The sequence below is a fragment of the Pseudomonas sp. LBUM1670 genome, assembly GCF_059695695.1.
This window is the reverse complement of the sequence record NZ_CP166783.1, coordinates 985749-1012450: the sequence shown is the minus strand read 5'-3', so window position 1 is coordinate 1012450 and position 26702 is coordinate 985749. Positions and strand designations below refer to the sequence as shown.

Below are 26702 nucleotides of genomic sequence, written 5' to 3'. Positions count from 1 at the left end.
CCGTTCCTCTTAACGCGCCGGCAACACTTTGCCGCGGCACTCGCCGAAACCGATGGAGGCAAAACCCTCGCGGCTGCAACGGGCACGCAGAATGATTTCGTCGCCGTCCTCAAGGAATTTACGCACCTCGCCCGACGCCAGCTCGATCGGCTTCTTACCGCCCTCGGTGATTTCCAGCAGGCTGCCGAACTGACCGTTTTCCGGCCCCGACAAGGTGCCCGAACCGAACAGGTCACCGGCCTGCAACTGGCAGCCGTTGACGCTGTGATGCGCAACCAGTTGCGCCACGGTCCAGTACATGTGTTGCGTGTTGCTCAGGGTCAGGCGATGGGCCGGCAGGTTCTGCTCGCGCATGGCCTCTGTGAGCAGCAGCACTTCCAATTCGATGTCGAGCGCGCCAGCGGCCTGATCGCGTTTGTCGGACAGGTACGGCAGCGGCTGCGGATCGCCTTCAGGACGCGCCGGTTGCGCACGACGGAACGGCTCCAGCGCTTCGGCCGTCACGACCCATGGCGAGATGCTGGTGATGAAACTCTTCGACAGGAACGGCCCCAGTGGCTGGTATTCCCAAGCCTGGATATCCCGTGCCGACCAGTCATTGAGCAGGCAGAAACCGGCGATGTGATCCGCAGCATCACCGATGGCGATCGAGTCGCCCATCTCGTTGCCCTGGCCAATCCAGATACCCAGCTCCAGCTCGTAATCCAGACGTGCACACGGGCCAAAGGTCGGCTCGGTCTGACCGGCCGGCAGGGTCTGACCTTTCGGACGGCGAACGTCGGTGCCGGATGGGCGAATGGTCGACGCGCGGCCGTGGTAACCGATGGGCACGTACTTGTAGTTCGGCAGCAACGGGTTGTCGGGACGGAACAGTTTGCCGACGTTTTGCGCGTGCTCGATGCCGACGTAGAAGTCGGTGTAATCGTTGATTTTCGCTGGCAGGTGCATCTCGCAATTGGTCGCCAGTGGTAGCAGTTTCGCGCCTTGGGCTTCGATCTTGCCGTGCAGGGTGCTGCCTTCCTTGAACAGTTCGATCAAGCGTTCACGCAGGGCGACGCGAGCCTCACGGCCCAGTTCGAAAAATGCATTGAGCTGACCGCCACGGGTGGCTTCGACCGCCGTTTTTGCGGCACCGTCAAACAGGCCGGCCTCCAGCGCTGCTTCCAGATCAAAGATATGGTCGCCAATCGCCACACCGCTGCGCGGAGCAGAACCCTTCACGCTGAACACGCCCAGCGGCAGGTTTTGCAGCGGGAAATCCGCATGGCCGTTGGCGGAGGCAACCCAGCTACGAGTGATGGAAGTCTGAGTCATGGGTTATCTCCGGGTCGGGTCGAAAGTGGCGGGCAGTGTCGCCCAGCAGGCGTCGTAGTTGGTTTGCAGTTGCGGGCAATCGAGGGCGAAACGGCTCGGGCGCAGCACCTGGCTGGTCTCGAACATGAAGGCCATGGTGTTGTCGATTTTCGCCGGGGCGAGTTCGGTGTTGATCGCTTTGGTGCAGGTTTCGCCGTCCGGGCCGTGGGCGCTCATGCAGCTGTGCAACGACGCGCCACCGGGCACGAAGCCTTCGGCCTTGGCGTCGTATTCGCCCTTGATCAGGCCCATGAATTCGTTCATCAGGTTGCGGTGAAACCACGGTGGCCGGAAGGTTTTCTCGGCCACCATCCAGCGTGGCGGGAAGATCACGAAGTCCAGATTGGCCAGACCATGGACGCTGGTCGGCGAGGTCAGGACAGTGAAAATCGACGGATCCGGGTGGTCGAAACTGACCGTGCCGATGGTGTTGAAACGGCGCAGGTCATATTTGTACGGCACATTATTGCCGTGCCAGGCGACCACATTGAGCGGCGAATGATCGAGCTCGCAGCCCCACAGTTGACCAAGGAATTTCTGCACCAGGGTGGTCGGCTGCTTGAGGTTTTCGTAATGGGCGACCGGGCTCAGGAAGTCTCGCGGATTGGCCAGGCCGTTGCTGCCGATTGGCCCGAGATCCGGCAGGCGCAATGGCGCACCGTGGTTTTCCGCAATGTAGCCGCGCGCTTGCGGGTCGAGCAATTCGACGCGGAATTTCAGACCGCGCGGCAGCACGGCGATTTCCAGCGGCTCAAGTTCCAGCACGCCCAGTTCGGTGGCGATGCGCAGCCGTCCCTGTTCTGGAACCAGCAACAGCTCGCCGTCGGCGTTGAAGAACACGCGCTCCATGGAGCGGTTGGTGCGGTAGCTGTAGATACTGATCCCGGCCGGTTTTTCCGCCGCCGAATTGGCCGCCATGCTCACCAGTCCGTCGATGAAATCGGTGGGCTCAGTGGGAATATCCAACGGGTTCCAGCGCAAGCGATTGGGGGTGACTTCACCCAATGGGCCGCCGGCCAGTTGCCGGTCCAGTTTGACGAACGCCGGGTGATTCGCCGACGGCTGAATCCGGTACATCCAGGTACGCCGCGCTTCGCTGCGGGCCATGGTAAACGCGGTGCCGGAGAACAGTTCTGTGTAGAGACCGTACGGAGCTTTTTGCGGGGAGTTCTGGCCGACGGGCAGTGCACCGGGCAACGCCTCGCTGCTGAATTCGTTGCCGAAGCCGGACTGATAAGCCAGCGCTGGCGCCGTTGAATCGAGGTTCATGGAGCCTCCTGAACAGGGAGTAGGCGATGGCCTGTCACTCTGTTTCAGAGGTCCTGGCACGCCTGGGTTATTTTTGTCGTAATTCAATTACGCACAACGTAATTTGATTGGTATTGACCGTCAAGCTATAAAGACGCCCATTCGTCCCGGATCAGACCGCCTCCATGGAAACGCCGCGCAACAACGACAAACAGAAAGTCCGCTCGGCCGAGGTCGGCACCGACATCCTCAAGGCGCTGGCCGAGTTGTCGCCATCGACGTCTTTGTCACGGCTGGCCGAGCACGTGCAGATGCCGGCGAGCAAGGTTCACCGTTATTTGCAGGCCTTGATTGCCAGCGGCTTTGCCGAACAGAACACCGCCACTAACCACTACGGCCTCGGTCGCGAAGCCTTGCGTGTGGGGTTGGCCGCACTCAACAGTATGGACGTGCTCAAAGTTGCCGCCCTGCCCCTGGCCGAGTTGCGCGATGAATTGAACGAAACGTGCTTTTTGGCGGTGTGGGGCAATCAGGGCGCGACCGTGGTGCATATCGAACCCGCGGTGCGCGCGGTGACGGTGGTGACGCAATTGGGCTCGGTGTTGCCGCTGCTCAGCTCGTCGACCGGGTTGGTGTTCGGCGCCTATTTGCCGAAGCGAGAAACCGTGGACTTGCGTGAGCAGGAACTGCACAACGCTAATACCCATGCGCTGGCAGACGATCAGGCTTATGGCGCGTTGTGCGAACAGATCCGCAGTCGCGGTCTGCACCATGTGCACGGTTTGTTGATGCCGGGCGTCGATGCGTTGTCGGCGCCGGTTTTCAATGCCGTCGGCAATGTGGCTGCGGTCATGACTATCGTTGGCCCGACGTCGCTGTTCCACGCCGACGAAAACGGCCCGGCGGCGCAGCGTTTGCTGGCGGCGACGCGGGCCGTGAGTTGGCGTATGGGCTATGAACCGCCCGCCGTAACCGTTTAGCCGGGTTTATGCCAGCAGCGTCCGCTCGCTGGAATCAGGCTCGGCGATGGCTTCCTTGATCAGTTCTTTAATGACCGTCAGATCTGCTGTGGTACCCGTGCATGCCGAGACCACGCTCATGCAGGTATTGACGTCGCCCAACTGCTTCGCAATCAACTTCTGCGCCTGCGAGAATCCCAACTTGCCGATGCGCATTGTGGCCAGTTCCAACATGCAATCCAGGTAACTGGAAAGGGCTTTTTCGTTGTCACCGTCGCGGTAGGCCAACGCACCCTCAAATACGCCCTTGGCCACGAGAACGGCACTCAATCCGAGACCAATCGGCGGAAACACACAGCCTATGACTGAAACGGCCGCAACCGCCGCGTCCCATGTGATTTTTGCCAATACTTCGATGAGACTGGAGGTCTTGGCATCCACGTCATCGATGGCCTGACCGACCATGTTTCTGTAGCAATTCGAGAAGTTGAAAACCCGGCTATTGACCTGTAACGACGGAGCCTCAAGATCGGCACTGCTGTTTGTGACCCTGTCGAGGTAATTTCTGACCAGCGTTTGATCGGTGAGCTTTGCACGTTTGCAGTAGTAATCGCCAAGGCCGCCTCTTTTAACCGACTTCGCAAACTCGGCCAACGGTCGGAACCACCGATCATCCGGCGCATGCGGGGTATACAACACATCCTGGGCGACGCCGTTGTCCATCGTGCGAAAGACATACACGCCCTGGATCCTGCGACGCTCCAGATGAAACTGGTAAACACCATCGCGCTTGGGAGAATCAGGGTAGTCGACAACAATTAGGTCACTGGGCTCCTCGGGTTCGCGCAGGTCACGAATAACCTGCGCGAGACGATGGTAGTGATCGGTCTCCAGAACACCGTTGAACAACTCCGCCAACGCTCCCCGATGCATCTCCTGTAGCTGTAGATCGACATACACATCGCGCTTGAAGTCGTAACCGGGTGAGTCTTGATCCAGATAGTCCGAATGCAGCATATCGATATATTTTTCGCCCGGGCGCAGCGTCCTCGACCAACCGGGGATGTATTTTCTCAGCAGGTCGGAAATCGGAGGATGACCTGGTAACAATCGGACTAGCGGATAACCATCAGGAATATGCCCCGGCCGGCCATCATCAATGATGTGATGCTCTGTGATAATGAGTTGGGTCAACGTCATCGATTGTGCGGGATCCAGTTGCACCATAATCAGGTCGGGATCGATGGACATGGGCTCGCCGTTATCTGCCAACAGATCATCCGCCCTCTTTTTTATCAGATCAAAGGCAAACTTCTCGTAGCTGATCAGCCTTGTTTCGTGATTGGCAAGCCAGGTCAGCGCTTTGAGTTCGGTGTTCAATCGAGCGAAATACTTTTGATTGTAGGACGACGCGGATCGATAACCCGCAGGGGTTAACGCCTCCAGTTCCTCCCTCTGCCAATCGACAGTCAGCAAAACACCAAGACGTAATGCACCCGATCCTGCCGAGATCCAAGGATGGTGGCTGATGCCGTACCACCGACTCGGCAACTCCAATACCCGCCGCATGTACGCTTCAACGTCTTTTCGCTCACTGGCATGAGATTGACGGCTCAGGTAGCTGCGCCCCTCTGGCGCTCCCACCCAATCAACCATATGCGCGTTCAATTGCCTGAAGGACGGGAACTCGTACCACGTTCGCCCCCCAGGTCCCTCGGGCGCATAGAGCACGCAAGGACCGGCTTCGCCTTGCGGCCCGCAATAAACGATGATCCCCTGGAAAGGTTTATTCCAGCCGTCAAACGATAACGCTCCCAAGGAGTAACCTTCAGCCTGGTCAGTCGCCAGTTCAACGATTTTCAGACTTTGATCATTGATGTGCCCCTGCAATCTCGCACTGAACGAACTCAAGTCTATGCGACTGTCCAATCGGGCTTGCAGGGCGTGAAGCACTTCTTCGCTGGCGTATTTCTTTTCAAACTTTTCCGAATACAACGAACGCATACTGACGTCGGCGCGCATCAAGTCCAACAAGTCTTCCTCGGTGAATTCGGGTGGAAGTGTGTCGCCTTCGAGGGTGATTTCCAGTGGAACAGAGGCCGCGTCGTATGTACCGTTGATCATGAACTCGGGAAGGGTCAGGCGATTGCTTTGAATGATCTTTTGCTGTCCGACAAAAAAAGTATGCCGGGCACTGACGAAGATCTGTTCTGGATCGACAACTTTGCCGCTGGGGATCCTGACGATCTCCCGGGCATAATAATTTGCGAATTCACGGAGAGATCTGACTTCTTTCAGCAGTTCATCCAGCGCTTGTTCATTTTTCGCCAATGCCTGTTCCGTATCCAGGTAATACTCGCGATCCTCTTCGGTGGCCCGTTCCAACCAGGTGGGTATTACTGACCGCCTTGAGGGCCGCAGAGGTTCTTGCTGAACCTTGTTTTTTACAACATCACTATTCATTGCGCGCTTCCTTTTGCACAGTTCAGAACAAAAAATCCGGCAACGCCGCCAACCCTGGCAGCCTTGCCGGACGGATAATTCAGCGATTACTTGCGGCGATAGGACTCGACCACTTCGCACCCAAATACCTTGACCTGCTCTACATCCAATCCGACAACTCTATAGTCAGGCTCAAATGTCCACTGCTCGGAAAACACGCCCGCGTATTCATCACTGAATTCCGGTAATTCATCCGCCTGGACTTTTTCCATGACCGCCCAACTCAAACTCTCGGAGTAGTCCACGACCTGCTTACCCTGATCATTGACCACTACCGAAGTCAGATAAGTTTTATCCACATCGATCGTGTAGCCCAAATCCTTGAAAATCTTGCCCAGCTTTTGACTCACGTCTTCGAGCAAACCAATATCCATAACTGCTTCCTTTCAATAATTGATACGCCGACCAATACACACTCATAAATAAATATCCGATGAGCGGGTCGAAGCACAACTTATAAACAGCTCGGCATTCGAAGTACAACCCGTAACGTGTGTGCATTCGTAAACGATCACACATGCCTTAAATAACCAATCCCAACACTTTCGCCTTGGCCACTGCTTGTGTTCTACGCTCCACTCCCAACTTCCCGTTAATTCGCCGCGCATGGGTTTTTACGGTATGTAACGATATGAACAACTGATCGGCAATTTGTTGATTGGAATTGCCCAGAGCCACTAGTTCAAGGACTTCTATTTCACGCTGACTCAAACTGTTCTGCAGCGACGCCATCGGCTCGGGAGCGTGACCCGACTCGGCGCGTCCGAGAGCGTCCGACAGTAGAGGCTGGCGCAACTGAAGATCGCGCAGGATCTGTTGCAGGTTGCAGCGCTCGATCAGGATGAATCCTTCCTGTAGCGACTGGCGCGCCAAAGGCGTGTCACCCGTCAACCAGGCGACTTCGGCCAGTGCCAGGTGCAATTGCGCTTGCAGCCCTGCCATCCCCCTCTGCCGTGCCCACTGTAACTGGCACTGAAGCCGGTCCACAGGGGTTGCGCTTGCCCCCGATAAACGTCGGTCAGTACCAGCAGATATTCGAGGCAGGGGATCAGTTCCAGCGTGGCTGGCGGAGCCTGACGTGCATGGGAGCCGTGATAGTGCCGCAGCACTCGCGTCAAGGCTTCGTGGGCCAGTTCAGGGCGTCCCTGTTGCAGCCAGAAATGACAGCTGATGTGCAGCAAGACGCTCCGGTAAACGGTGTCGGGAATCCGTCGTTGCTGCATCAACCGTTCGGCGTCACGCAGAAGGACAAAGGCCTGGGCATAGTCCAGGCGATTGGCGGCCAACTGCGCGAGACCGAGAAAACCGTAAAGCACGCGCTTGTCCTGGCTGCGCAGGCACATCTGCAGTCCGCTCTCGAAGTACTCGGCCGCCTGCGCCTCTCGCCCCTGAGACAGGCTCAGACGCCCACGACGCAAGGCGATCCGCCCGAGTAACGGCTCGGCCAGCGGTTGCCGTTTGGCGAGCAAATCGTGCATGTTCGCCAGCAAGTGCTCGGCCCTGCCGGATGCGCCCCGTTGCTCGAGCAATTGCGCATGGTCGAGTTCCAGCAGCCCTTCAAACACCAGCGAACCTTGCGCACGCGCCAGGCACAACGCCTCACGGTTGAGGGCGTGGGCCACGTCAAGCTCGCCCCGCAGCAGCGCTTGCTGGGTCAGGCCGGACAGGCACATCAGGCGGGCGCTCCACAGTTCCGGACCGAGTTCGCCGAGCGCCTCCAGCAAATGCGCCCGCGAAGGTTCCATGCGCCCCTGCAAATGCAAGAGCCAACCCTGCAAGGCTTGCCAGCGTGCGATCAGCTGCCGTTGCTGGAGCGCCGACGGCTGAGGCATGAAGCGCGATAAATGCTCGATGCATTCCCCCGCCTGCTCGAATCGCCCGGCGAACAGCAATGCCGCGGTGATCAGCCCCACCAGTTGCGGCGAGCCCAGCATCAGTTCCTCGCCTTGCCGCTCATGCAGACGCAACAACAGCACCACCGTCTGCTCCTCGAACAACTGCTCGAAACTGAAATGCTGCAACAGGCTGACCGCGACTTCGAATTCTTCCGCCAGCAAGGCCTGTTCAAAGGCGGCTTTCCAGTCCAGTTCGGCGGCGAACCACTGACAGGCGCGACGATGCCAGGAGCGTCCCTCCGGCCATTGTTCTTCGCGCATCAACTGTGTGAGGGGCGCGAAAATCTGCAGCCAGTCTGCCGAGTCTTGCCAAGGCTCGATAAAGCAACCCAAGGCCTGCAACGTATTCAGGCACTGGGCGCCCTCTCCCGCACCGAACAAATGGTCGCACAGCCGGGCATTGAAACGCGGCAGATGGGCGAGCACCCGCCAGGCTTCCGTGAGCTCCGGGGTCAGAATGCTGAACAGTTCGTGCTCAAGGTAATCGTGCAGCGTGTCGGGTCGACCGTGCAGTTGCTCGTTACGCGACCAATCGCATTTTTGCAGCAGCGCAATCCGCACGCCCGCGCACCAGCCGCCACTCAGCTCGATGATCCGGCCGGCTCGTTTGGCGGCCTGCTCCGGTTCCAGGTGGTGCAACAGTCGGGCGATTTCAGTTTCCGTGAAGGCCAGCGTGGCGCGCTCGCAGTCGTACAGTTCATCTGCCAGCAACAGGCGTGGCCAATTACAGGGCGGGCGGCGGCGCCCACTCAGCCACCAGGTGACCATCGGGCTGCTGATCGCCAATAGCCGGTCGAGCAAAAGATCCAGCTCCGGGTTGGGCGTGCGGCAATAGTCATCGAGGCAGAGCCAGGTCGGCGTTTGCAATTGCGTCAGATACGCCAGCAATCCGGATTCGTCCGCTGAATCCGATCCCAGCGCGTGAGCCAGCCGCTGGCGAAATTCGTCGGCACTCAACGACGCACCGACCAGCGGCAGCCAACAGACGTGACACTGTTCGGGTGCCCGCAACAGGCATTCGATGAGCAGCGCACTCTTGCCACTGCCGGCCGGCGCACAGAGCAGTTTCACGCGTGCTGTCGAGGCCAGTAACGGCTCGATCAACCGGTCGCGTGACAGGTGATGGGAAGACAAGCGGGGCAGGAGTCCAGGACGGTCCAGACACGGGGTCATGGCGGTCATAGTGGTGCGCCTTTTTATAATTGTGGCGCCACCCTAGTCCTCTCCACACAGCTTGTTGAAGAAGTATTCAGCGTACTGATTTGCACCTATAAAAAAGGTGACCGAAGGGTCACCTTTGTGTGTAAGAGCCTGTAGGACGATTACCTAACCCCTGTACTCCGCAGCGCTGCCGGCGTGTAATCCCCCGCTTTTGCGTCGATGTTGAATTCGAAGCTGCGCCTCTCTTCGTTCTTCATCCCCAGTGCGATGTAGCGGCCGGCAATCAGGTCATACAGCGCCTCGACCGTGTAGGCCGGAACCTGGTGATCGTAGTAGAACTGGGCGTGACCTTCGGCCACACGCCACAGCTGACCGCGACCGTCGTAGTGATCGGCCAGCGCCACTTGCCAAGTGTCCTCGTCGATGTACATGTGACGCTTGGCATACACGTGCCGCTCGTTGGGCTTGACCGTGGCGACGATCTCCCAGACCCGGTGCAACTCGTAGCGGGTCAGGTCCTGATTGATGTGCCCGGCCTTGATCACATCGGTGTACTTGAGGTCCGGCGAGTCGAGCTTGTAGCTGTTATAAGGGATGTACATTTCCTTCTTGCCGATCAACTTCCAGTCGTAGCGGTCCGGAGCGCCGGAAAACATGTCGAAGTTGTCGGTGGTACGCAGCCCGTCGGACGACGTGCCGACGCCGTCATAGGCGACTTGCGGTGCACGCCGCACGCGACGCTGGCCGGCGTTGTAGATCCACGCCTTGCGCGCTTCCTTGACCTGGTCGAGGGTCTCGTGAACCAGCAGCACGTTGCCCGCCAGCCGCGCCGGCGCCGTCACTTCCTGTTTGAAATAGCTGAGAACGTTCTCGTCACTGCCCGGCTTCAAATCACCCAGCAGCGAAGGCACCGCGACCTCATCCTTGAAGCGGATCACCGTGAAATCGCCATTGGACTGCGGCGTGGCCTGGGTGATGGTGCGACGCAAATTGCCGCCGTGATAACGGGTGACGTGGTTCCAGATCACCTCGACGCCGTTCTTTGGAATCGGAAAAGCGTAGTAGCGATTGCCGGTGAAATTGGCCAGGCCATTGCCATCGTTGATGGGCGTCACGTTCAGCGCGCTGCGTTTGGCCGACTCGTAGATGTCCGGTGGCAAGGCCACCGTGCGGTGAGTCGGGTAGACCGGGATCTTGTAGGTCTCCGGGTAGCGCTTGAACATCGCGATCTGACCGTCGGAAAGCTTGTCCTTGTATTTGTCGAGCGTCGCCGCGGTGATGGTGAACAGCGGTTTTTCATTGGCGAACGGGTCGGCCAGGAAACCTTTGCTGTCTACCGCGCCGGCGTTTTTCGGCAGGCCGCCGGTCCAGGCCGGAATCGAGCCGTCGGCGTTGCCGGCCTTCTCCGCGCCCAACGGCGTCAGGCTGGTGCCGAGTTTGTTCGCTTCTTCCGCCGATACCGCGGCCATCACATCGGCGGCCAACAGACTCAGGGCCAGAACGCCGCATTGCAGAATCATCTTGCGCATTGAATTCATCCTTCTCAGCCAGATCAGAAGTTCACGCCAAAGCTCAACGCCAGGAAGTCGCGATCTTCCAGGGTGTTGTAGTCACCACCGAAGAAATCGGTGTAACTCAAGCTTGCGGTGTAGGTGTTGCGATAGTCCGCATCGACGCCGACGCTGATCGCCTTGGCGCCTTCGTTGAACAGCCCGTTGGGGCCGTAACCGGCGACGTCGTGGGACCACGACAGGTTGGGTTTGAAGTTGATCCCGGCGATGACGTTGTTGTAATCAAGGATGGCGCGGGCGCGGTAACCCCAGGAGGTTGAGGTCACGAAACCGTCCCTGTCGCCGCGGAAACCGTATGCGCCATACACCGAGTCACGGCCATAACGCAGCTTGCTTCGGGCTTCCAGACCACCGACGTGGACCACCGCCGCCTCACCCACCAGGGTCAGTCGATCGGCCCCTGCGACCTGATCGATGAAGTGCGTCAGCGTGCTCTGGACCTGTGTCACTTCCTTGCGGCGATAGCCTTTGTTATCGGCGCCGGGCCGAGTGGCAATCGGCGAAGCCGCGCCGCCCGCGATCGGGTTGAGCAAGGCCAGGGTCAGGTCGGTGCTGTTGACCTGCACAGGGGCGTTGGGGCGATAGCTGATCTCGCCGGTCCATGCGGTGCCGGTGGGCAAGGTGGTGGAGAAGCTCGCGCCGTAGAGGCGGATGTCTTCCGGGTATTCGAGGTAATACTGGCCGCGACCGAGCATCACACTCTGGGCCAGCGCCGACCCGGTGCCGGGTGCAATCGCGTTGGCCGTGGCGACGATGCCAGGGATCCGTGCCAGCGTACCCGGCCCGGCGGTGGTGGTGCCGACGTTCGGCGTGCGGCTGTGGTAGTTCATGAAGTACAGACCGTACTCGGTGTCGTCGCCCAGCCAGCGCAGTGCCGTGCCCCATTGCCCGGAGTCGCGGGCATCGCGGTCGCCACCCCGGGGAACAATCACACCTTCACGGCCGACCTGAAAGCCCTGGCCAAACGCCGCAGCGATCGGTTGCAACGGCGCGATCGCCGGGCTGGCGACTGTGTATCCCGTGGTGCATCCGTCCGCCGCCACGTCACCGCCGAAGAAGGTGCCGCAGTTGTCGAGAACGGTCTGGTCCCACTCCAGTTGATAGAAGCCTTCCACGGTGAGCTTGTCGGTCAGGCCCTGAGAGGCGAACAGCATGTTACCGGAATCAGGCCTTCCTTGATCTCCGCGCCAGGACGGCGGAAGGCTGAAACGTCGACCGGGTTGATGCTGTTGATCGAGTTGCCGATGAAGGTACTTTCGCCCCAACTCACCACCTGTTTGCCGGCGCGCACAGTGCCCGGCAGATCGGCGATGGAGTAGTTGTGATAGACGAAGGCATCGAGGATCTGCGCACCGGAAGACTTGGAACCCTCTTTGCGGTTGTGATCGCTGATCGGCTTGAACTCGCGGTCTTCGTCCTTCAATTCGAAGTCGTACCAATACTTGCCACGCACGAACACCCCGGTGTCGCCGTACTTCAACTCGAGGTCGTGAATGCCCTTGAAGATCTTGGAGAAGGTCTCGCCCTTCTTGAAATTCAGGCGCCCGTCGTCACCGGTCGATGCCTGGCCGGTCCCGCCGTTGACGATGCCCACCAGCGATTTATCGGCATCGCGCATGCCCCAGCTCGCGCCGACGGATAACGAAGAATCGAAAGTCCCTTCGATTTCGCCAATGCTGAATGAAACGGCCTGCGCCTGGGCACAGCAACCCAAGGCCACCGCAGCGGCCAGCGCCTGCGGTGTGAAGATGGCGCGCATTGTTGTTTTTGTCATGCGTCTTCCCCGGTGAGTGACAGAAGGCCACACCCTACTGCCGCAGGTCGGGGGCGATAAGCGCACGAAGGAGGTATTTGCGGTGTACCTCTAAAGGATGAAGGGGCTTGCAGGTGTTGGTTTGCGCGAGGTATGGATGGAGTGGATGGGGGTTTATCAGTCGGAGGCATGATGTTCAAAAACGCAAAAAGCCAGACATGATCTGGCCTTCGCGCACTTAGAACAGGTCGCAGAGGAGCTACTTGAGTACCCCGGATTTTCCTATGACTACGAACAATGCCATTGCAAGCAACAACCCAATGACGGAGTACTGCAACGCGATGAGCTTTCGTTTCAAAGGTTCAGGCAAGTTGCGTAAGTCGTCGGAGCTTAACTCCCCCCTTTTGAGATAAAAGCCAGGGAATGTAACGATGCCAGAAATACCGCCGATCAATAACAAGTGTCCCCAAGGGCCACCAAACCGGAGTGGTGCTCGACTCATGATGGCGGAACAATTTTTCAGATGATCGAGCAGTACGTCTATCTTTGTATAAGCCAAGTGCAACGCGACCCCAATCCAAATGTATCCGCCAACTATAACCAGGCCGCAGAGGCCACCGACAACGAGCTCAGCAGTATTCATTGCGTCACCTCGTAAATCATTTCACCGGTCATTTCGCCTGTCATTCCCCCAAGACCGCCACCAGCAAAAGATCCCACCGCCACCACCACGACGCCACAGGCCAGTGTTGCCATTCCACCGGTGGGCACGCCCAGTCCAATGCACAATGCTCCGACCGTCGAGCCGGTAAGTGCCATACCGGCGAGCGCACCGCCAACGACTCCACCTGCAAACCCACCTGTCTCCGTAAATTTGATTCGCTCACACGCCTCGGCATTACCGGCCGTACACACCTCTTGAACCTTCAAATAAGAAGCCCCACCTCCAAGTGCTGTTCCAATCCAGCCGCCGTACTTAACGACTTTAGCCGCCTTCGCCACACCCTCAATGTGCGTCGCATAACCCGGGATCTGCTCCGCGGCACCGGCCTTCGTCCATCGATGAACCAAGCTGCGACTGGAAATCCCCAGCGCGCTCTTCAAGTTCGGATGATCCGGGAAACCGATGCCTTTTCGAGTCAAGGTGGTCAGGCGAGTGTTCAGCTGCGCAAGCAGGGTTTTACGCTCTGCGAAAAACTCCGGCGAACGCAAATGACCGTCTTTTTGGAACGCTCGTTGGTGCAGAGCTTCAATATCCCGCAGTGTGGTTTTCACATCCTCCAGACTCTTGGCAAACATCGCTTCACCCATACCGATAGCGGTCGAACCTTGAGCCAGAAAGGTTTCAATTTCGTCCCGGTGCCGCGCCATAAAGTCAGCCTCATCCGCGCTCAGCGGTTTGAGTGCATTATTCGTCTTGGCGGCCGCTTCCATCAGCAACGCTTCTTCGCGTGTGCACTGCGTATTGTTGGGATCACTGAGCACAATCATCGAACCGGCTTTGACGTCGCTCAAGTTAGGGTTCAGTGACTCAAACTTACCGATCACCGCAGGGTTGCGGGAGGTAAATAGCACAGCCTCAAGCTGCTCACGGGTCGTGCTTTTGGGTACAACGTAGAAGCCGGGTTCTTGCGGTTGGGGTCTTGCGACAGGCTCGGCTTCAGGCAACGCAGGTCTGTTTTTTTCAGCGCCTGAACCTGGCGAACCCGCCGTCCATCCCTTACCAGTGATTCGCGAATACTTTCCGAATGTGTCTTCGCTCAAAGGGCTGAAAGGTTGATGGGAGACCAGCAGCCAATCTCCATTTTCCACAGAAGCAAGCAGTCGACGCTGTTCATTGTGAGACAGATGCCCACGGGTAAGACCGTGAGCACCATAAAATCATCCAATCCGCTGAGGGTGTTCCAGGGTCGCACGAGGGCATCCTGAATCTTTGACTTGGCAAAAAAAGGCGATTCAATTTTGTTAAAACCGATGCCTGACCGTTCGCGATCGACCCTTCGAATAAGGCGCAGAAACATAATCCATTCTCCTTGTTAATGACGCGCTCAAACCAACCATGGAACGCGTCGTCTCCTTTTTGTACGGCACGCAGGATAGCGGCCCTGACGACTAACACAAATAATTGCCCTGACTTCTAAGGCGGATCGATCTGATCCAGCACTCGATTCGCCGTGATCTCCGCCAGCATGATGCTGTTGGAAATGCCCAGCAGGGCATTGCGCGAACTGCCGTCCAAATGATCCACCAAGTCATGGACCATCACATCGATCGAGGCCAGCGTTTCTACCAGATAAACCACAAGGGTTTCGGTGGTGGCTTCCGGGTCCACGGTAAACAGTGTGCTCATGGTGCGAGGGGTGGCTTTGATGTCAGCAATCGAAGGGACGTGAAACAGGAGGAGCGGCTCGGCTGCCTCGTTGACTGGGTTTAAATCGGGTTCGTGCGGGGATGCGGGATCGGTGTCTGGCGGATCGGGTGTGATCTTTTTCATGGTGAAACTCCGTTTCGTGATTCGAACTGCTCCCGCTCGTTTCCAGACGAAGGGGTGGCAGCTGTACGCAGGCTGGAAACCCGGGGAAACGGCAACCCGGTAGACCCGAAGGTCTCCCGCGCACAGCCGCCATAACACGGAGTGCACACTTTAAAAGCGCGCAAGCATACGTTATGAGGGGCGCTTTTGCGCCATTTCCAATTCGGGGTTTCCAGACCCGACCGCTGAATGGTCAGCGACACGTAAACGATAGAGTCGAGGTGCAAGACGCACAAGCCGGCGGATTCTGGCGTCGCCGTAGGCAACGACGCAAGATCGTGTAGTTTTCAGGAAGTAAAACGGAGGTCGTTTAAACAAGCGCCGTTACGCGATGTTGAATCGGACGACAAACTCTGACCACGACTGAAAGCCTTGGAAGCCGCTGACGAATTTTCTGTAGCGCGGGACTGTTACTCATCCTGCAATAGTTCATGTCACGAATCGCTATGTTTCCCTCCGGTTCAAGCAGTTAATCTGCTCGTGCTTTCAAGGCGAATGGCCGGAAAGCGCAAAGCGACAGGATGTGAGTTGTTCATCCCATCGTCACCCGATTTGAATGATTCGAAGATTTTCGACTCATCGCCCCGTGCTCACTGACGTTGATTTGTAGCTCCTGATCCAACGTCTTACTTTGGCCGCTGCGTTTGCAGCGGCCTTTTTTATGGGCGATGGTTTTTTGAGGGATGGCAGGTCTCAGGCGAGCCCTAATGCCGATCAGTTAAGCGAAAACTGACGCTTGTAGGAGCGAGCTTGCTCGCGATGGACGCCAACGATAACGCGTATTTTCTGGATACACGCGTCGTCCTGGAGTCCATCGCGAGCAAGCTCGCTCCTACAAATTCTCTTAACTGACTGGAATAAGGCGAGCCTGCCGAAAGCGATGGAATCAGAGGGCGTATTTCTGCAAATTCGCCATCATTTCCTTCAGCGCTTCAATGTTGTCCTTCGGATGCGCTGCCCCTTCGAAATCGCAGATCTGCTGCCACTGCGCCGCGACATCTTCCGGTGAAAACCCGACTCGCGGATCGAACCCTGCGCCCAGACTACGCTCCCAGCGCACCTTGCCCATCCAGCCGCCACCGACTTCAAACAGCCCGGAAGTTTCCTGGCAGTTTTCGCTGGCGAGGTACACCACCAGCGGGCTGACCAGTTCCGGTTTGAGTTGTTCGAAGACTTGCGGCGGGATCAGGCCTTCGGTCATGCGGGTGCCGCCGGTGGGGGCGATGGCGTTGACCAGGATGTTGTTTTTGCGGCCTTCGATGGCCAGCGTGCGGGTCAGGCCATAGAGACCGAGTTTGGCCATGCCGTAGTTGGACTGGCCAAAGTTGCCGTAAATGCCCGAGGTCGACGCCGTGAAGATCACACGACCATAGTTTTGCTCGCGCAGGTGCGGCCAGGCGGCGCGGGTGACTTTGTAGGCGCCTTCGACGTGGACGCGGTAAACCAGGTCCCAATCGGCGTCGTCCATTTTGTGGAAGGTCTTGTCCCGCAGGATCCCGGCGTTGTTGACCACCACGTCGACACGGCCGAAGGCGTCGAGAGCGTGTTGCACCAGTTTGTCGCCATCGGTGACGGAGTCATGGTTGGCCTCGGCAGTGCCGCCGGCCTCGCGGATTTCAGCCACGACACGGTCGGCTGCAGAAGCGTTGGCGCCTTCGCCTTGAGCCGAGCCGCCGAGATCGTTGACCAGCACCCTGGCGCCCTGTTTCGCGAACAACAGCGCATGGGCGCGCCCGAGGCCGCCACCGGCCCCCGTGACGATCACGACTTTATCTTCAAAGCGCACAGGCTCATTCATTGGGGGAACTCCAGGCCAAGGGACAATGAGTCCGAGTCTCAGGCAAGGCGTTGCGGGTCACAATGAATAGCGGTGAAGCTGAATGGTGCTCGATAAGGCTGGGGGATAATCAGGAACAGGCCGCCTTGCGCGGCGGCAAAATCAGCCGGTCGCGAAACGCCAGATAATGTTTAAGCACCAGCGCTGGCGCTTCCGTCTGCGGGTAGTGGCCAATGCCGGGCAGCAGCACCGTATCCGGTTTAGGCATCAACTTCCTATAGCGCTCGACCATGTGCGCACCGGAGATCGGATCGGCCGCGCCATCGATCACCCGCAACGGCACATCACCGCGCTGCATCGCGCTGACCCAACGTTCGCGCTGGGCGCGTCGCTCGGGAATGTAGGCAATCAGTTTGTGCAGGATCCGCGGCCCGTGATTGCTGTCCACCAGGCTCCAGAAGTCATCCATCTCACTCTCGGTAGGACGGCTCTGTGGCCCGAAAATCTGCCGGAAACTCTTCACCAGCGCAGCCCGGGAAAAGGCCCGGCCGATCATCCAGCCCAGCGGGCTGAGCAACAGTTTTTGCATCAGTAGCGGGCGATGGGTTTCCGGAAACAGGCCGCCATTGAGGAACACGCAACTGGCCAGATGAATGCTCGACTCGTAATGCCGGGCCAGCAGTTCCTGAGCCACGCTGTCGCCATAATCGTGGGCCAGTACGTGCACCGGTTGTTCAACATTCAAATGCGCCAGCAATGCCTGTTGCAGATCGGCTTGCTCCAGCAGGCTGTACTCGTGGTCCAGCGGTTTGGCGGAATCACCGAAGCCGAGCATGTCGCAGGCGATCAACCGATAGCGCTGGGCCAGAGGTTGCCACAGGTAATGCCAGTCCCAACTCGCCGTCGGAAAGCCATGGATCAGCAGCAGCGGCTCACCCTGCCCCGCCGTCCAGTAACGAATGGTCTGGCCTCGGAATACGAACGTCTGGCCGCGTTTGCGCCAGACACACAGGGGGATCTCGGCAAGAGGCATCAGAGTTTATATCCCGCGTCTTGTTGATCGAGTTTGCGCAGCAACGCTGGCCAGGCCAGCGCGCCACCCATCCCTTGAGCGCTTTTGGTGACGCCGGCGATCATCGCCTTGGCGCCCGCCAGAACCTGCGGTTCGATGGCGATCAGTTCCGCGCCACCGTTCTGCGCCATCACCTGGATGTCGCAGGTACGCTGGAAGGTGAACATCATCAGGAACGTGTCGGCGATGGTGCCGCCACAGGTCAGCAGACCGTGGTTGTGCAGCATCAGGAAATTATTTTCACCGAGGTCGGCTTGCAGCCGCGCCTTCTCTTCATGGTTCAGCGCAACGCCTTCGTAGGCGTGGTAGGCCAAACTGGACAGGACGAACAATGACTGCTGGCTGATCGGCAGAATGCCTTGCTTCTGCGCCGACACCGCAACGCCCGAGGCCGTGTGGGTATGCAGCACGCAAACCACATCGTGACGCACTTCATGCACGGCGCTGTGGATGGTGTACCCCGCCGGGTTGATCTCGTAAGGGCTGTCCATCAGCTTGTTGCCGGCCTGATCGACCTTCACCAGACTCGACGCCGTGATCTCATGAAACATCAGCCCGAACGGGTTGATCAGGAAGTCTTCGGTGCCGGGCACCTTGGCGGAAATGTGGGTGAAAATCAGATCATCCCAGCCATGCAGGGCGACCAGGCGATAACAGGCCGCCAGATCGACACGGGTCTGCCACTCGGCGGCGCTGACCTGGTCTTTGACACTGTGGGGCGATTGAAGGGGGGCTACGCTCACGTCAAGGACCTCGCTTTTTATTATGGAGTGTTTCCAATGACTACCGAGTCTAGTCAGCCCTCGAGGTTCATGTAGTTGCATTGGCAGCCAGCTTGATGGCTTAGCGAGTCAGTGCGCAACCAAGCTTGGATCCATGTCAAAGTACCGACGCCAACAAGGGCGCAGCGCCCCTGTTCAACAGCCCCGCAGGGCCGTGACCAGTTCCGCCAGCCAGGGCTCGGCATCGGTTTCCGGCGTGACGCTTTCGCTGGCGTCCAGGCGCAGCATCGGCAGCACCTCGCGGATGCCCAGTTCGCCGAACAGCTCACGCATCAGCTCGCCGCCGCCGCAGAACGTGTCGCCGTAGCTCGCATCGCCCAGGCCGATCACGGCGCCCGGCAAACCACGCCAGGCCGCCGGCAATTGATCGCGAATGGAAAAATACAATGGCTGCAGGTTATCCGGCAGTTCACCCATGCCGGTGGTCGAGGTCACTGCCAGAAAGGCTTCGGGGCCGAAGGCCTGAACATCGGCGAGGCTCGCACGCGGGTTGTGAATGATATCGAATCCCGCAGTTTTCAAAATGTTCGCAGCGTGGCGGGCAACTTCTTCAGCCGTGCCGTACACCGAGCCGGAAAGGAGGGCGACTTTCATCAATCTGATCCTGAAGCTTAAAAGACCGGGATATTAACAGCACAGACATCATTGTTCTTTTAGAATGCAAACGCCAATCAATCAGGAAGGGATTCTTCAATGATCAACGCGCAGCTGCTGCAAATGGTGATTAACGCGTCCAACGACGGCATCGTGATCGCCGAAAAGGAAGGCGAGCAAGACAACATTCTGATTTACGTCAACCCGGCGTTCGAACGCCTGACCGGTTACACCAGCGAAGAAACCCTCTACCAGGATTGCCGCTTTCTGCAGTCGGGAGACCGCGATCAGGAGGCACTGCCGTTGATTCGCGAGGCGTTGGCCAGCGGCGGTTCCTGCCGGGAAGTCCTGCGTAATTACCGCAAGGACGGCACCCCATTCTGGAATGAGCTCTCGCTTTCGACGGTGAAAAACCCCAGCGACGGTCAGACCTATTTTGTCGGCGTACAAAAAGATGTGACTGTTCAGGTCAAGGCGCAGCAGCGGGTAACACAGCTTGAGGCGCAAGTGGCCGGGCTTCAAAAAGAGCTTGCCGCGTTAAAAGCGACGAACGGCGAAAACCAAATCAAGAATTGAATGTCATTAACTACAATCACCGGATGGTTTTGTAACTATTTCTTTCGAGCAGATCATGCAACGCGACGCACTCCTGACCCAGGATGAGCTGGATTTCATCCAGACCATGCAACACAACCCGCAACTCAATGTACGGGATGCGACGTCGAGCCTGCTCGTCAATGGTGGTTCGCAAATCCGTGACCTGCTCACGCGCCTTGCCGCACATGAGCAAGTCACCATCCAGGCCAATTTCGAAAATCAGCAAATGACCTTCCCGCTGCATCTGGTGGAAGACGAGTTTCATGCGCTGCATTTACGCCTCGGCGTCCCCAGCATCTATGAAGACGGGCCGATGGTCCGGCCATGGCGCCTGGTACTCGAAGAGCCGGTCGCCCTGGAAAATGCCAGTGGCCAGCCTGGTACGATGTGGGTGCACGAGGTGTCGTTCAAAGGCGTCCTGCTGGAAGTTCGCAACAAGACCAAACCGCCCAAACATTTCGCCTTGTGGTTCAGCCCTTCAGGCTATGAACGGATCGCAATGCGCGGCACCTTCGAGAAGGAAACCGACAACGGTTTCTACGCGTATCAGTTAAGTCAGAGCGACACCGACGAAACCGAGCGCCTGCGCCAGTACATCCTTCAGCAGCACCGGCTGACGCATCCCGCCCTGCACCTCTGATTCAGGTATCCAGGCTTCCCGCCAGGAACTGTTTCAGACGCTGACGAATCACCATTCCCTCATTACCCAAACAGCCAATGGACGATCCGCTCAGGCTATCTTGCGCCAGATCGGACGCATCACCGGCCAGCATCAACTGGCAATCCAGGCTCATGGCCAGCCGGTTCAAACGCCGCGGTAGATCAGGGGCGGGTGCATGATTGGACACCAGCACCAACGCCTGTGGTTTGACTCTTTCGCAAACCAGGGTCAATTCGTCGAAGGGCTGACCGATCGCCAGCAATTGAATAGCCGAATCGGCACTGCTCAGATACAGCGCCGTGAGCAGCACTTCAAGCTCGCGACATTGATCGTTAAGGGCACCGACAATCAAGCGTCGCGGCTGCATGACACGCACCAGCAGCAGCCGCTGCAACACGCGAGAACGCAGAAAGCCATCCAGAAAAAGCCACTCGCTTGCCTGACCGAACCCCTCATGGCGTTGCAGCAATTGCTGCCAGAGCGGAATCAGAATGTCCTGGAACGCCACCGCCAGGGGGTAACTGGAAAAGATCTGTCCATAGACCTGCTCCAGCTGGACCTCATCAAACGCGCTGACGGCCGCTTTGACCTGTTCCTGCCACTGCGCGTAGTCAGCTTGCACCAGTTCATTGGGGATGAGGTGTGACAGCGCCTGAAGCGGCGCGGTCCGGGCCAGGATCTTGCCAACCTTGCTGACAGCGACGCCGCGGTCGATCCAGCCAAGGATGCTGTGGACCCGCTCGATATCGGCCATCGCATACAACCGATGCCCGCTTTCGGTGCGCGTAGGCTGGATCAAACCATAACGGCGCTCCCAAGCCCGTAGCGTGACCGGGTTGACACCTGTCAGCCGAGACACCTCGCGAATCGGAAACAGCTCTTCCCGGTCAAGCGGAACAGCCTTCGGAGTAGCAGTGACATCGTCAGTCAAGACAGGCATTGGGCATTCAACGACCGTGTAAAAATTGGATCCCATTCTAACTCTCTTGCCCCGTCATCATTCAAGACATAGATGAACGACGATTGTCAGGGGCATAACCTGTAGAATCCGGAATAATCCTTGCTTGTTCCGAGACGCAGCCCACCACCCCGGCGCTGCGCCTGGCGAACCTCCTACCCGGAGGTTCGCGATTGTCATACGGAGATACAAAATGTCTACCTCACCCGTCACGCTGATGGTTGCGCGCCGCGTCACCGATGGGCGTTATCAGGACCTGATGGCCTGGTTGCGCGAAGGCGAACAACTGGCCACCGACTTCCAGGGTTATCTCGGCTCAGGCGTGCTTGCCCCGCCGCCCGACGACGACGAATTCCAGATTATTTTCCGTTTCGCCAACGAGCAGACCATGCACGCCTGGGAGCATTCCGCCTCGCGTACTGCCTGGCTTGCACGCGGCAGCGACCTGTTTGCGCATAAGACGGAACATCGCGTGAGCGGTATCGAAGGCTGGTTCGGCGCTGCCGGGCAACGTCCGCCACGCTGGAAACAGGCCGTGGCGATCTGGCTGGCGTTCTTTCCGGTGTCGTTGCTGTTCAACTTTGTGCTGGGGCCGTTGCTCGGCGAAATGAGCCTGCTGCCTCGGGTGTTGATCAGCACGCTGTGCCTGACGCCGTTGATGGTTTACGTCTTTATCCCGCTGTCGACCCGGGTGCTGGCCGGCTGGCTGCAAAGCACACCTGCACGTCCATTGCCCGCCGAGCCCTCACCTCAAAACCACTGATACCCCCCCTGTGGGAGCGAGCCTGTGTGGCGAGGGGATTTATCCCCGTTGGGCTGCGAAGCGGCCCCGAAGTCGAAAATTGCGGTGCATCAGGTACCCCGCACACAATGGTTTACGACTGCTTCGCAGCCGAACGGGGATAAATCCCCTCGCCACACAGGCTCGCTCCCACAGTGATTGCCGCACCAATAGGTAGACCGCTCCCGTCGCTGGTATAGTTTTGCTCTTACCGCGACGCGAGCCGTTCATGACTTCTTCATCCGCCCCAATCCTCATTACCGGTGCCGGCCAGCGTGTCGGCCTGCACTGCGCGCAGCGTCTGCTCGAAGACGGCCATGCCGTGATCTTCAGCTATCGCACTGAACGCCCCGGCGTACAGGCGTTGCGTGACCTGGGCGCGACGGCGGTATTCGCAGATCTTTCCACCGAAGCCGGAATTTTCGCCTTCATCAGCGAACTGAAAAACCACACCGACAGCCTGCGCGCGATCATCCACAACGCCTCCGAATGGTTGACCGAAACGCCGGACACCGACGCCGCTGCCTTCACCCGCCTGTTCAGCGTGCACATGCTGGCGCCCTACCTGATCAACCTGCATTGCGCCGATTTGCTGCAACGCTCGAGCCCGGCCGACATCGTGCACATCAGCGATGATGTCACCCGCAAGGGCAGCAGCAAGCACATCGGCTACTGCGCCAGCAAAGCCGGGCTCGACAGTCTCACCCTGTCCTTTGCCGCGAAGTTCGCACCGGACATCAAGGTCAACGGCATCGCTCCGGCCCTGCTACTGTTTAATCCCGACGACGATGCGGCCTACCGCGCCAAGGTCCTGGCCAAGTCAGCGCTGGGCATCGAACCCGGCAGCGAAGTGATCTACCAGAGCCTGCGCTATTTGCTCGACAACCCTTATGTCACCGGCACGACCCTGACCGTCAACGGCGGACGGCACCTCAAATAGATTGGCCCGCGAGGATGTTCCATGACGTTATCCCTGTCCCAGAGCTATCGCGAGGTCCTCATCGGCCTCGGTGAAAATCCCGACCGCGAAGGTCTGCTCGATACGCCGGTGCGCGCGGCCAAAGCCATGCAGTACCTGTGTCACGGTTATGAACAGAGTGTCGAAGAAATCGTCAACGGCGCGTTGTTCGCCTCCGACAACGATGAAATGATCATTGTCGACAACATCGAGCTGTACTCGCTGTGTGAACATCACCTGTTGCCCTTCATCGGCAAGGCGCATGTGGCTTATATTCCAACGGGTAAAGTGCTGGGCCTGTCGAAGATTGCGCGGTTGGTGGACATGTTCGCCCGTCGCCTGCAAATCCAGGAAAATCTCACCCGGCAAATCGCCGACGCCGTGCAACAGGTGACCGGTGCCGCGGGTGTCGCGGTGGTCATCGAAGCCCGACACATGTGCATGATGATGCGCGGCGTCGAGAAACAGAATTCGACCATGAACACCTCGGTGATGCTCGGCGCCTTCCGCGAGTCGAGCAACACCCGCCAGGAGTTTCTGCAATTGATTGGACGGAGCAAGTAGCAATGCCACAACTTCAACCAGGAATGGCACGTATCCGGGTCAAGGACCTGTGCCTGCGGACGTTCATCGGGATCAACGAGGATGAAATCCTCAACAAGCAGGATGTGCTGATCAACCTGACCATTCTGTACGCCGCTCAGGAAGCGGTGCGTGACAACGACATCGATCACGCGCTGAATTACCGGACCATCACCAAGGCGATCATTGCTCACGTGGAGGGCAATCGCTTCGCCCTGCTTGAGCGCCTGACCCAGGAAATTCTTGATCTGGTCATGACCAACGCGTCGGTGCTGTACGCCGAGGTCGAAGTCGACAAACCCCATGCCCTGCGTTTCGCCGAGTCGGTGTCGATCACCTTGGCCGCGAGCCGCTGACCGCGTCTGGCGCATCGTGCGTCAGGCTTTTATCATCTCGCGCACGACTTGAAAGCACAGAGCCCATCATGACTGACCAACAACGCCTCGAACTTGAAGCCGCCGCCTTCCGCCGGTTGGTCGCGCATCTGGACAGCCGCAAGGATGTGCAGAACATCGACCTGATGAACCTCTCGGGTTTCTGCCGCAATTGCCTGTCCAAGTGGTACAAGGCCGCGGCAGACGAACGCCAGATCGAGGTCAGCCTCGATGACGCCCGCGAAGTGGTCTACGGCATGCCGTACGCCGAGTGGAAAGCCCAATACCAGCAAGAAGCCAGCGCCGAACAACAAGCGGCGTTCGCCAAAGGAAAACCCAATGAGTGATTTGAACACCCTGCGCGCCAGCCTCAAGAGCGGCGAACACGTTTTTGCCGACACCCTGGCGTTCATCGCCGCGGGTTACGACTACCAGCCCCAGGCTTTCAACAACGGTGGTGTGGAAAACGCCGCCGGGCAGAACGAAGGTTCCTGCAAAACCTTGGGTCTGGCGCTGCTGGAAGGTCTGAGCGATGAAGAAGCACTGTTCGCGTTTGGCGAGCATTACCGTTCCGTCGTGGCTACGCCTGAAGGCAGCGATCACGGCAATATCCGTGCACTAATCGCCCATGGTCTGGCCGGGGTGAAACTCATCCAGCCCCCTCTCACCCGGCGCTGAACGTTTTTTTGTAGGAGCGAGCTTGCTCGCGAAGGTCGTGAACGATGACGCGCTTAGGCTGAAACCCCGTGGCGGTCTCGGGTTTTTCGCGAGCAAGCTCGCTCCTACATTCAGCTGTGCAACCGCACTTCCCGACTTTTAAGATTGACCCGGCAACTTTATTTCGTTTGCCGGACACCACTGCTCGCGGCTTAGATAAAAGAAGCATTCCTTCTTCAGAGTCGGTCATCCATGAGCAGCGAAACCATCAGCCGGTCGATCAACATCGTTCATCCCGTCACGCTCAGCCACGGCAAAAATGCCGAGGTCTGGGACATCGATGGCAAGCGCTACATCGACTTTGTCGGCGGCATCGGCGTGCTGAACCTCGGCCATTGCCATCCGCGCATCGTCGAGGCCATTCGCGATCAAGCCACCCGGCTGACACACTACGCGTTCAACGCGGCTCCGCACATGCCTTACCTCGACTTCATGGATCGCCTGGCCGGGTTTATTCCGGTGGATTACCCGGTCAGCGGCATGCTCACCAACAGCGGCGCGGAAGCGGCGGAAAACGCTTTGAAGATCGTCCGGGGCGCGACCGGTCGCACGGCCGTCATCGCCTTCGACGGCGCCTTTCACGGACGCACACTCGCCACCCTCAACCTGAACGGCAAAGTCGCGCCCTACAAACAGAAAGTCGGTGTACTGCCCGGGCCGGTGTATCACCTGCCCTTTCCCAGCAAAGACAACGGCGTGACCTGCGCCGAAGCGCTGAAGGCCATGGATCGACTGTTCAGTGTCGAAATCGATGTCGAAGACGTGGCGTATTTTATCGTCGAGCCGGTGCAGGGTGAAGCCGGTTTCCTGGCCATGGACGTCGAGTTCGCTCAGGCGTTGCGACGCTTCTGCGATGAAAAAAACATCCTGTTGATCGCCGATGAAATCCAGTCCGGTTTCGGCCGCACCGGCCAGCGCTTTGCGTTTTCACGCCTGGGCATCGAGCCGGACCTGATCCTGCTCGGCAAAAGCATCGCAGGCGGTGTGCCGTTGGGTGCGGTGGTCGGGCGCAAAGCGCTGCTCGACACCTTGCCCAAGGGCGGACTCGGCGGCACTTACTCGGGCAATCCCATTGCTTGCGCTGCCGCGTTGGCGACGCTCGACGAAATGACCGACGCCAACCTGCATGCCTGGGGCACGCAGCAGGAAGAAGCGATCGTCAGCCGTTACGAAGCCTGGCGCGCCAACAGGATTTCCCCCTTTCTCGGACGCCTGACCGGCGTCGGCGCCATGCGCGGCATCGAACTGGCCAACGCCGACGGATCTCCCGCCCCTGCCCAGTTGACGCAACTGCTGGCCCTGGCCCGAGAAGCCGGGTTGCTGCTGATGCCCAGTGGCAAATCGCGCCACATCATTCGACTGTTAGCACCGTTGACCACCGAGGCAGCGGTGCTGGAGGAAGGGCTGGATATTCTTGAAGCGTGCCTGGCGAAGCTTGTCTGATAATCGGTCTAGACCCATGTGGGAGCGGGCTTGCTCGCGAAGGCGGTGTATCAGGCACATTAATGTCGACTGACACACCCTCTTCGCGAGCAAGCCCGCTCCCACACTAGAGCTGTATTGACCGTGGAATCGTGGAAGGGCTGGATATTCTGGAAGCGTGCCTGGCGAAGCTTGTCTGATAATCGGTCTAGACCCATGTGGGAGCGGGCTTGCTCGCGAAGGCGATGTATCAGGCACATTAATGTCGACTGACACGCCCTCTTCGCGAGCAAGCCCGCTCCCACACTAGAGCTGTATTGACCGTGGAATCGTGGAAGGGCTGGATATTCTGGAAGCGTGCTTGGCGAAGCTTGTCTGATAATCGGTCTAGACCCATGTGGGAGCGGGCTTGCTCGCGAAGGCGGTGTATCAGGCACATTAATGTCGACTGA

Annotated in this window: 22 protein-coding genes and 3 pseudogenes; 10 read left to right on the top strand and 15 right to left on the bottom strand. The window is 58.6% G+C overall.

Annotated elements, in window-relative coordinates; genetic code table 11:
• Positions 1–9: 9 nt before the first annotated feature.
• Positions 10–1314 carry a fumarylacetoacetase gene (fahA, locus tag ACA073_RS04565; RefSeq protein WP_497401947.1) on the bottom strand — a complete coding sequence of 435 codons (1305 nt, stop codon included), beginning with the start codon at positions 1312–1314 and terminating at the stop codon, positions 10–12.
• Positions 1315–1317: 3 nt separating this feature from the next.
• On the bottom strand, positions 1318–2622 hold the full coding sequence (gene hmgA / locus ACA073_RS04560; protein ID WP_497401945.1) for a homogentisate 1,2-dioxygenase: 1305 nt from the start codon (positions 2620–2622) through the stop codon (positions 1318–1320).
• A 164-nt stretch (positions 2623–2786) separates the two neighbouring features.
• Here hmgA and ACA073_RS04555 point away from each other — a divergent pair, with 164 nt between their 5' ends.
• Complete coding sequence (locus ACA073_RS04555; protein WP_497401943.1) at positions 2787–3581, top strand: IclR family transcriptional regulator; 795 nt, start codon at positions 2787–2789, stop codon at positions 3579–3581.
• 6 nt (positions 3582–3587) lie between these two features.
• Here ACA073_RS04555 and ACA073_RS04550 read toward each other — a convergent pair whose 3' ends face one another.
• The 12 genes and pseudogenes from ACA073_RS04550 to ACA073_RS04495 all read right to left on the bottom strand — a co-directional run bounded on the left by ACA073_RS04550 (position 3588) and on the right by ACA073_RS04495 (position 19200).
• The gene (locus ACA073_RS04550) at positions 3588–6023 is read right to left on the bottom strand and encodes a dermonecrotic toxin domain-containing protein (protein ID WP_497401942.1); all 2436 of its coding nucleotides are present in this window, start codon (positions 6021–6023) and stop codon (positions 3588–3590) included.
• A gap of 86 nt (positions 6024–6109) precedes the next feature.
• On the bottom strand, positions 6110–6436 hold the full coding sequence (locus ACA073_RS04545; RefSeq protein WP_497401940.1) for a hypothetical protein: 327 nt from the start codon (positions 6434–6436) through the stop codon (positions 6110–6112).
• 148 nt (positions 6437–6584) lie between these two features.
• A pseudogene (locus ACA073_RS04540) lies at positions 6585–9139 on the bottom strand (LuxR C-terminal-related transcriptional regulator).
• A gap of 140 nt (positions 9140–9279) precedes the next feature.
• The gene (locus ACA073_RS04535; RefSeq protein WP_497401939.1) at positions 9280–10647 is read right to left on the bottom strand and encodes a DUF1329 domain-containing protein; all 1368 of its coding nucleotides are present in this window, start codon (positions 10645–10647) and stop codon (positions 9280–9282) included.
• 23 nt (positions 10648–10670) lie between these two features.
• Positions 10671–12463: pseudogene (locus ACA073_RS04530) on the bottom strand (DUF1302 domain-containing protein).
• 238 nt (positions 12464–12701) lie between these two features.
• Positions 12702–13085, bottom strand: coding sequence for a hypothetical protein (locus ACA073_RS04525; protein WP_497401938.1), 384 nt, complete (start codon positions 13083–13085; stop codon positions 12702–12704).
• A pseudogene (locus ACA073_RS04520) lies at positions 13082–14463 on the bottom strand (hypothetical protein). Before ACA073_RS04520 ends, ACA073_RS04525 begins: the two are co-directional and overlap by 4 nt.
• Positions 14464–14579: 116 nt before the next feature.
• Positions 14580–14936, bottom strand: coding sequence for a DUF6124 family protein (locus ACA073_RS04515; RefSeq protein ID WP_497401937.1), 357 nt, complete (start codon positions 14934–14936; stop codon positions 14580–14582).
• Between the two features lie 925 nt (positions 14937–15861).
• Positions 15862–16773 carry an SDR family oxidoreductase gene (locus ACA073_RS04510; protein ID WP_497401935.1) on the bottom strand — a complete coding sequence of 304 codons (912 nt, stop codon included), beginning with the start codon at positions 16771–16773 and terminating at the stop codon, positions 15862–15864.
• A 109-nt stretch (positions 16774–16882) separates the two neighbouring features.
• On the bottom strand, positions 16883–17785 hold the full coding sequence (locus tag ACA073_RS04505) for an alpha/beta fold hydrolase (protein ID WP_497401933.1): 903 nt from the start codon (positions 17783–17785) through the stop codon (positions 16883–16885).
• Complete coding sequence (locus tag ACA073_RS04500) at positions 17785–18567, bottom strand: class II aldolase/adducin family protein (protein WP_497401931.1); 783 nt, start codon at positions 18565–18567, stop codon at positions 17785–17787. Before ACA073_RS04500 ends, ACA073_RS04505 begins: the two co-directional genes overlap by 1 nt.
• 174 nt (positions 18568–18741) lie before the next feature.
• Complete coding sequence (locus ACA073_RS04495; protein ID WP_497401929.1) at positions 18742–19200, bottom strand: flavodoxin; 459 nt, start codon at positions 19198–19200, stop codon at positions 18742–18744.
• Positions 19201–19299: 99 nt separating this feature from the next.
• Here ACA073_RS04495 and ACA073_RS04490 point away from each other — a divergent pair, with 99 nt between their 5' ends.
• The gene (locus ACA073_RS04490) at positions 19300–19776 is read left to right on the top strand and encodes a PAS domain-containing protein (protein ID WP_497401927.1); all 477 of its coding nucleotides are present in this window, start codon (positions 19300–19302) and stop codon (positions 19774–19776) included.
• Between the two features lie 55 nt (positions 19777–19831).
• Positions 19832–20437, top strand: coding sequence for a hypothetical protein (locus ACA073_RS04485; RefSeq protein WP_497401925.1), 606 nt, complete (start codon positions 19832–19834; stop codon positions 20435–20437).
• A 1-nt stretch (position 20438) separates the two neighbouring features.
• On the opposite strand, the gene ACA073_RS04480 is transcribed toward ACA073_RS04485, so the two are convergent.
• Positions 20439–21398, bottom strand: a complete 960-nt coding sequence (locus ACA073_RS04480) for a MerR family transcriptional regulator (RefSeq protein ID WP_497401923.1) — start codon at positions 21396–21398, stop codon at positions 20439–20441.
• Between the two features lie 211 nt (positions 21399–21609).
• Here ACA073_RS04480 and ACA073_RS04475 point away from each other — a divergent pair, with 211 nt between their 5' ends.
• The 7 genes from ACA073_RS04475 (at position 21610) to ACA073_RS04445 (ending at position 26271) form a co-directional block, all read left to right on the top strand.
• On the top strand, positions 21610–22179 hold the full coding sequence (locus tag ACA073_RS04475; protein ID WP_497401921.1) for an antibiotic biosynthesis monooxygenase: 570 nt from the start codon (positions 21610–21612) through the stop codon (positions 22177–22179).
• Positions 22180–22426: 247 nt separating this feature from the next.
• On the top strand, positions 22427–23137 hold the full coding sequence (folM, locus tag ACA073_RS04470; RefSeq protein ID WP_497401919.1) for a dihydromonapterin reductase: 711 nt from the start codon (positions 22427–22429) through the stop codon (positions 23135–23137).
• 21 nt (positions 23138–23158) lie between these two features.
• Positions 23159–23719, top strand: coding sequence for a GTP cyclohydrolase I FolE (folE, locus tag ACA073_RS04465; protein WP_497401917.1), 561 nt, complete (start codon positions 23159–23161; stop codon positions 23717–23719).
• A 2-nt stretch (positions 23720–23721) separates the two neighbouring features.
• Positions 23722–24093, top strand: coding sequence for a dihydroneopterin triphosphate 2'-epimerase (folX, locus tag ACA073_RS04460; RefSeq protein ID WP_461951846.1), 372 nt, complete (start codon positions 23722–23724; stop codon positions 24091–24093).
• A gap of 68 nt (positions 24094–24161) precedes the next feature.
• On the top strand, positions 24162–24458 hold the full coding sequence (locus ACA073_RS04455) for a DUF1244 domain-containing protein (RefSeq protein WP_008026968.1): 297 nt from the start codon (positions 24162–24164) through the stop codon (positions 24456–24458).
• The gene (locus ACA073_RS04450; protein ID WP_497401915.1) at positions 24451–24789 is read left to right on the top strand and encodes a HopJ type III effector protein; all 339 of its coding nucleotides are present in this window, start codon (positions 24451–24453) and stop codon (positions 24787–24789) included. Before ACA073_RS04455 ends, ACA073_RS04450 begins: the two co-directional genes overlap by 8 nt.
• Before the next feature lie 231 nt (positions 24790–25020).
• Positions 25021–26271, top strand: a complete 1251-nt coding sequence (locus ACA073_RS04445; RefSeq protein ID WP_497401913.1) for a 2-aminoadipate transaminase — start codon at positions 25021–25023, stop codon at positions 26269–26271.
• Positions 26272–26702: the final 431 nt, after the last annotated feature.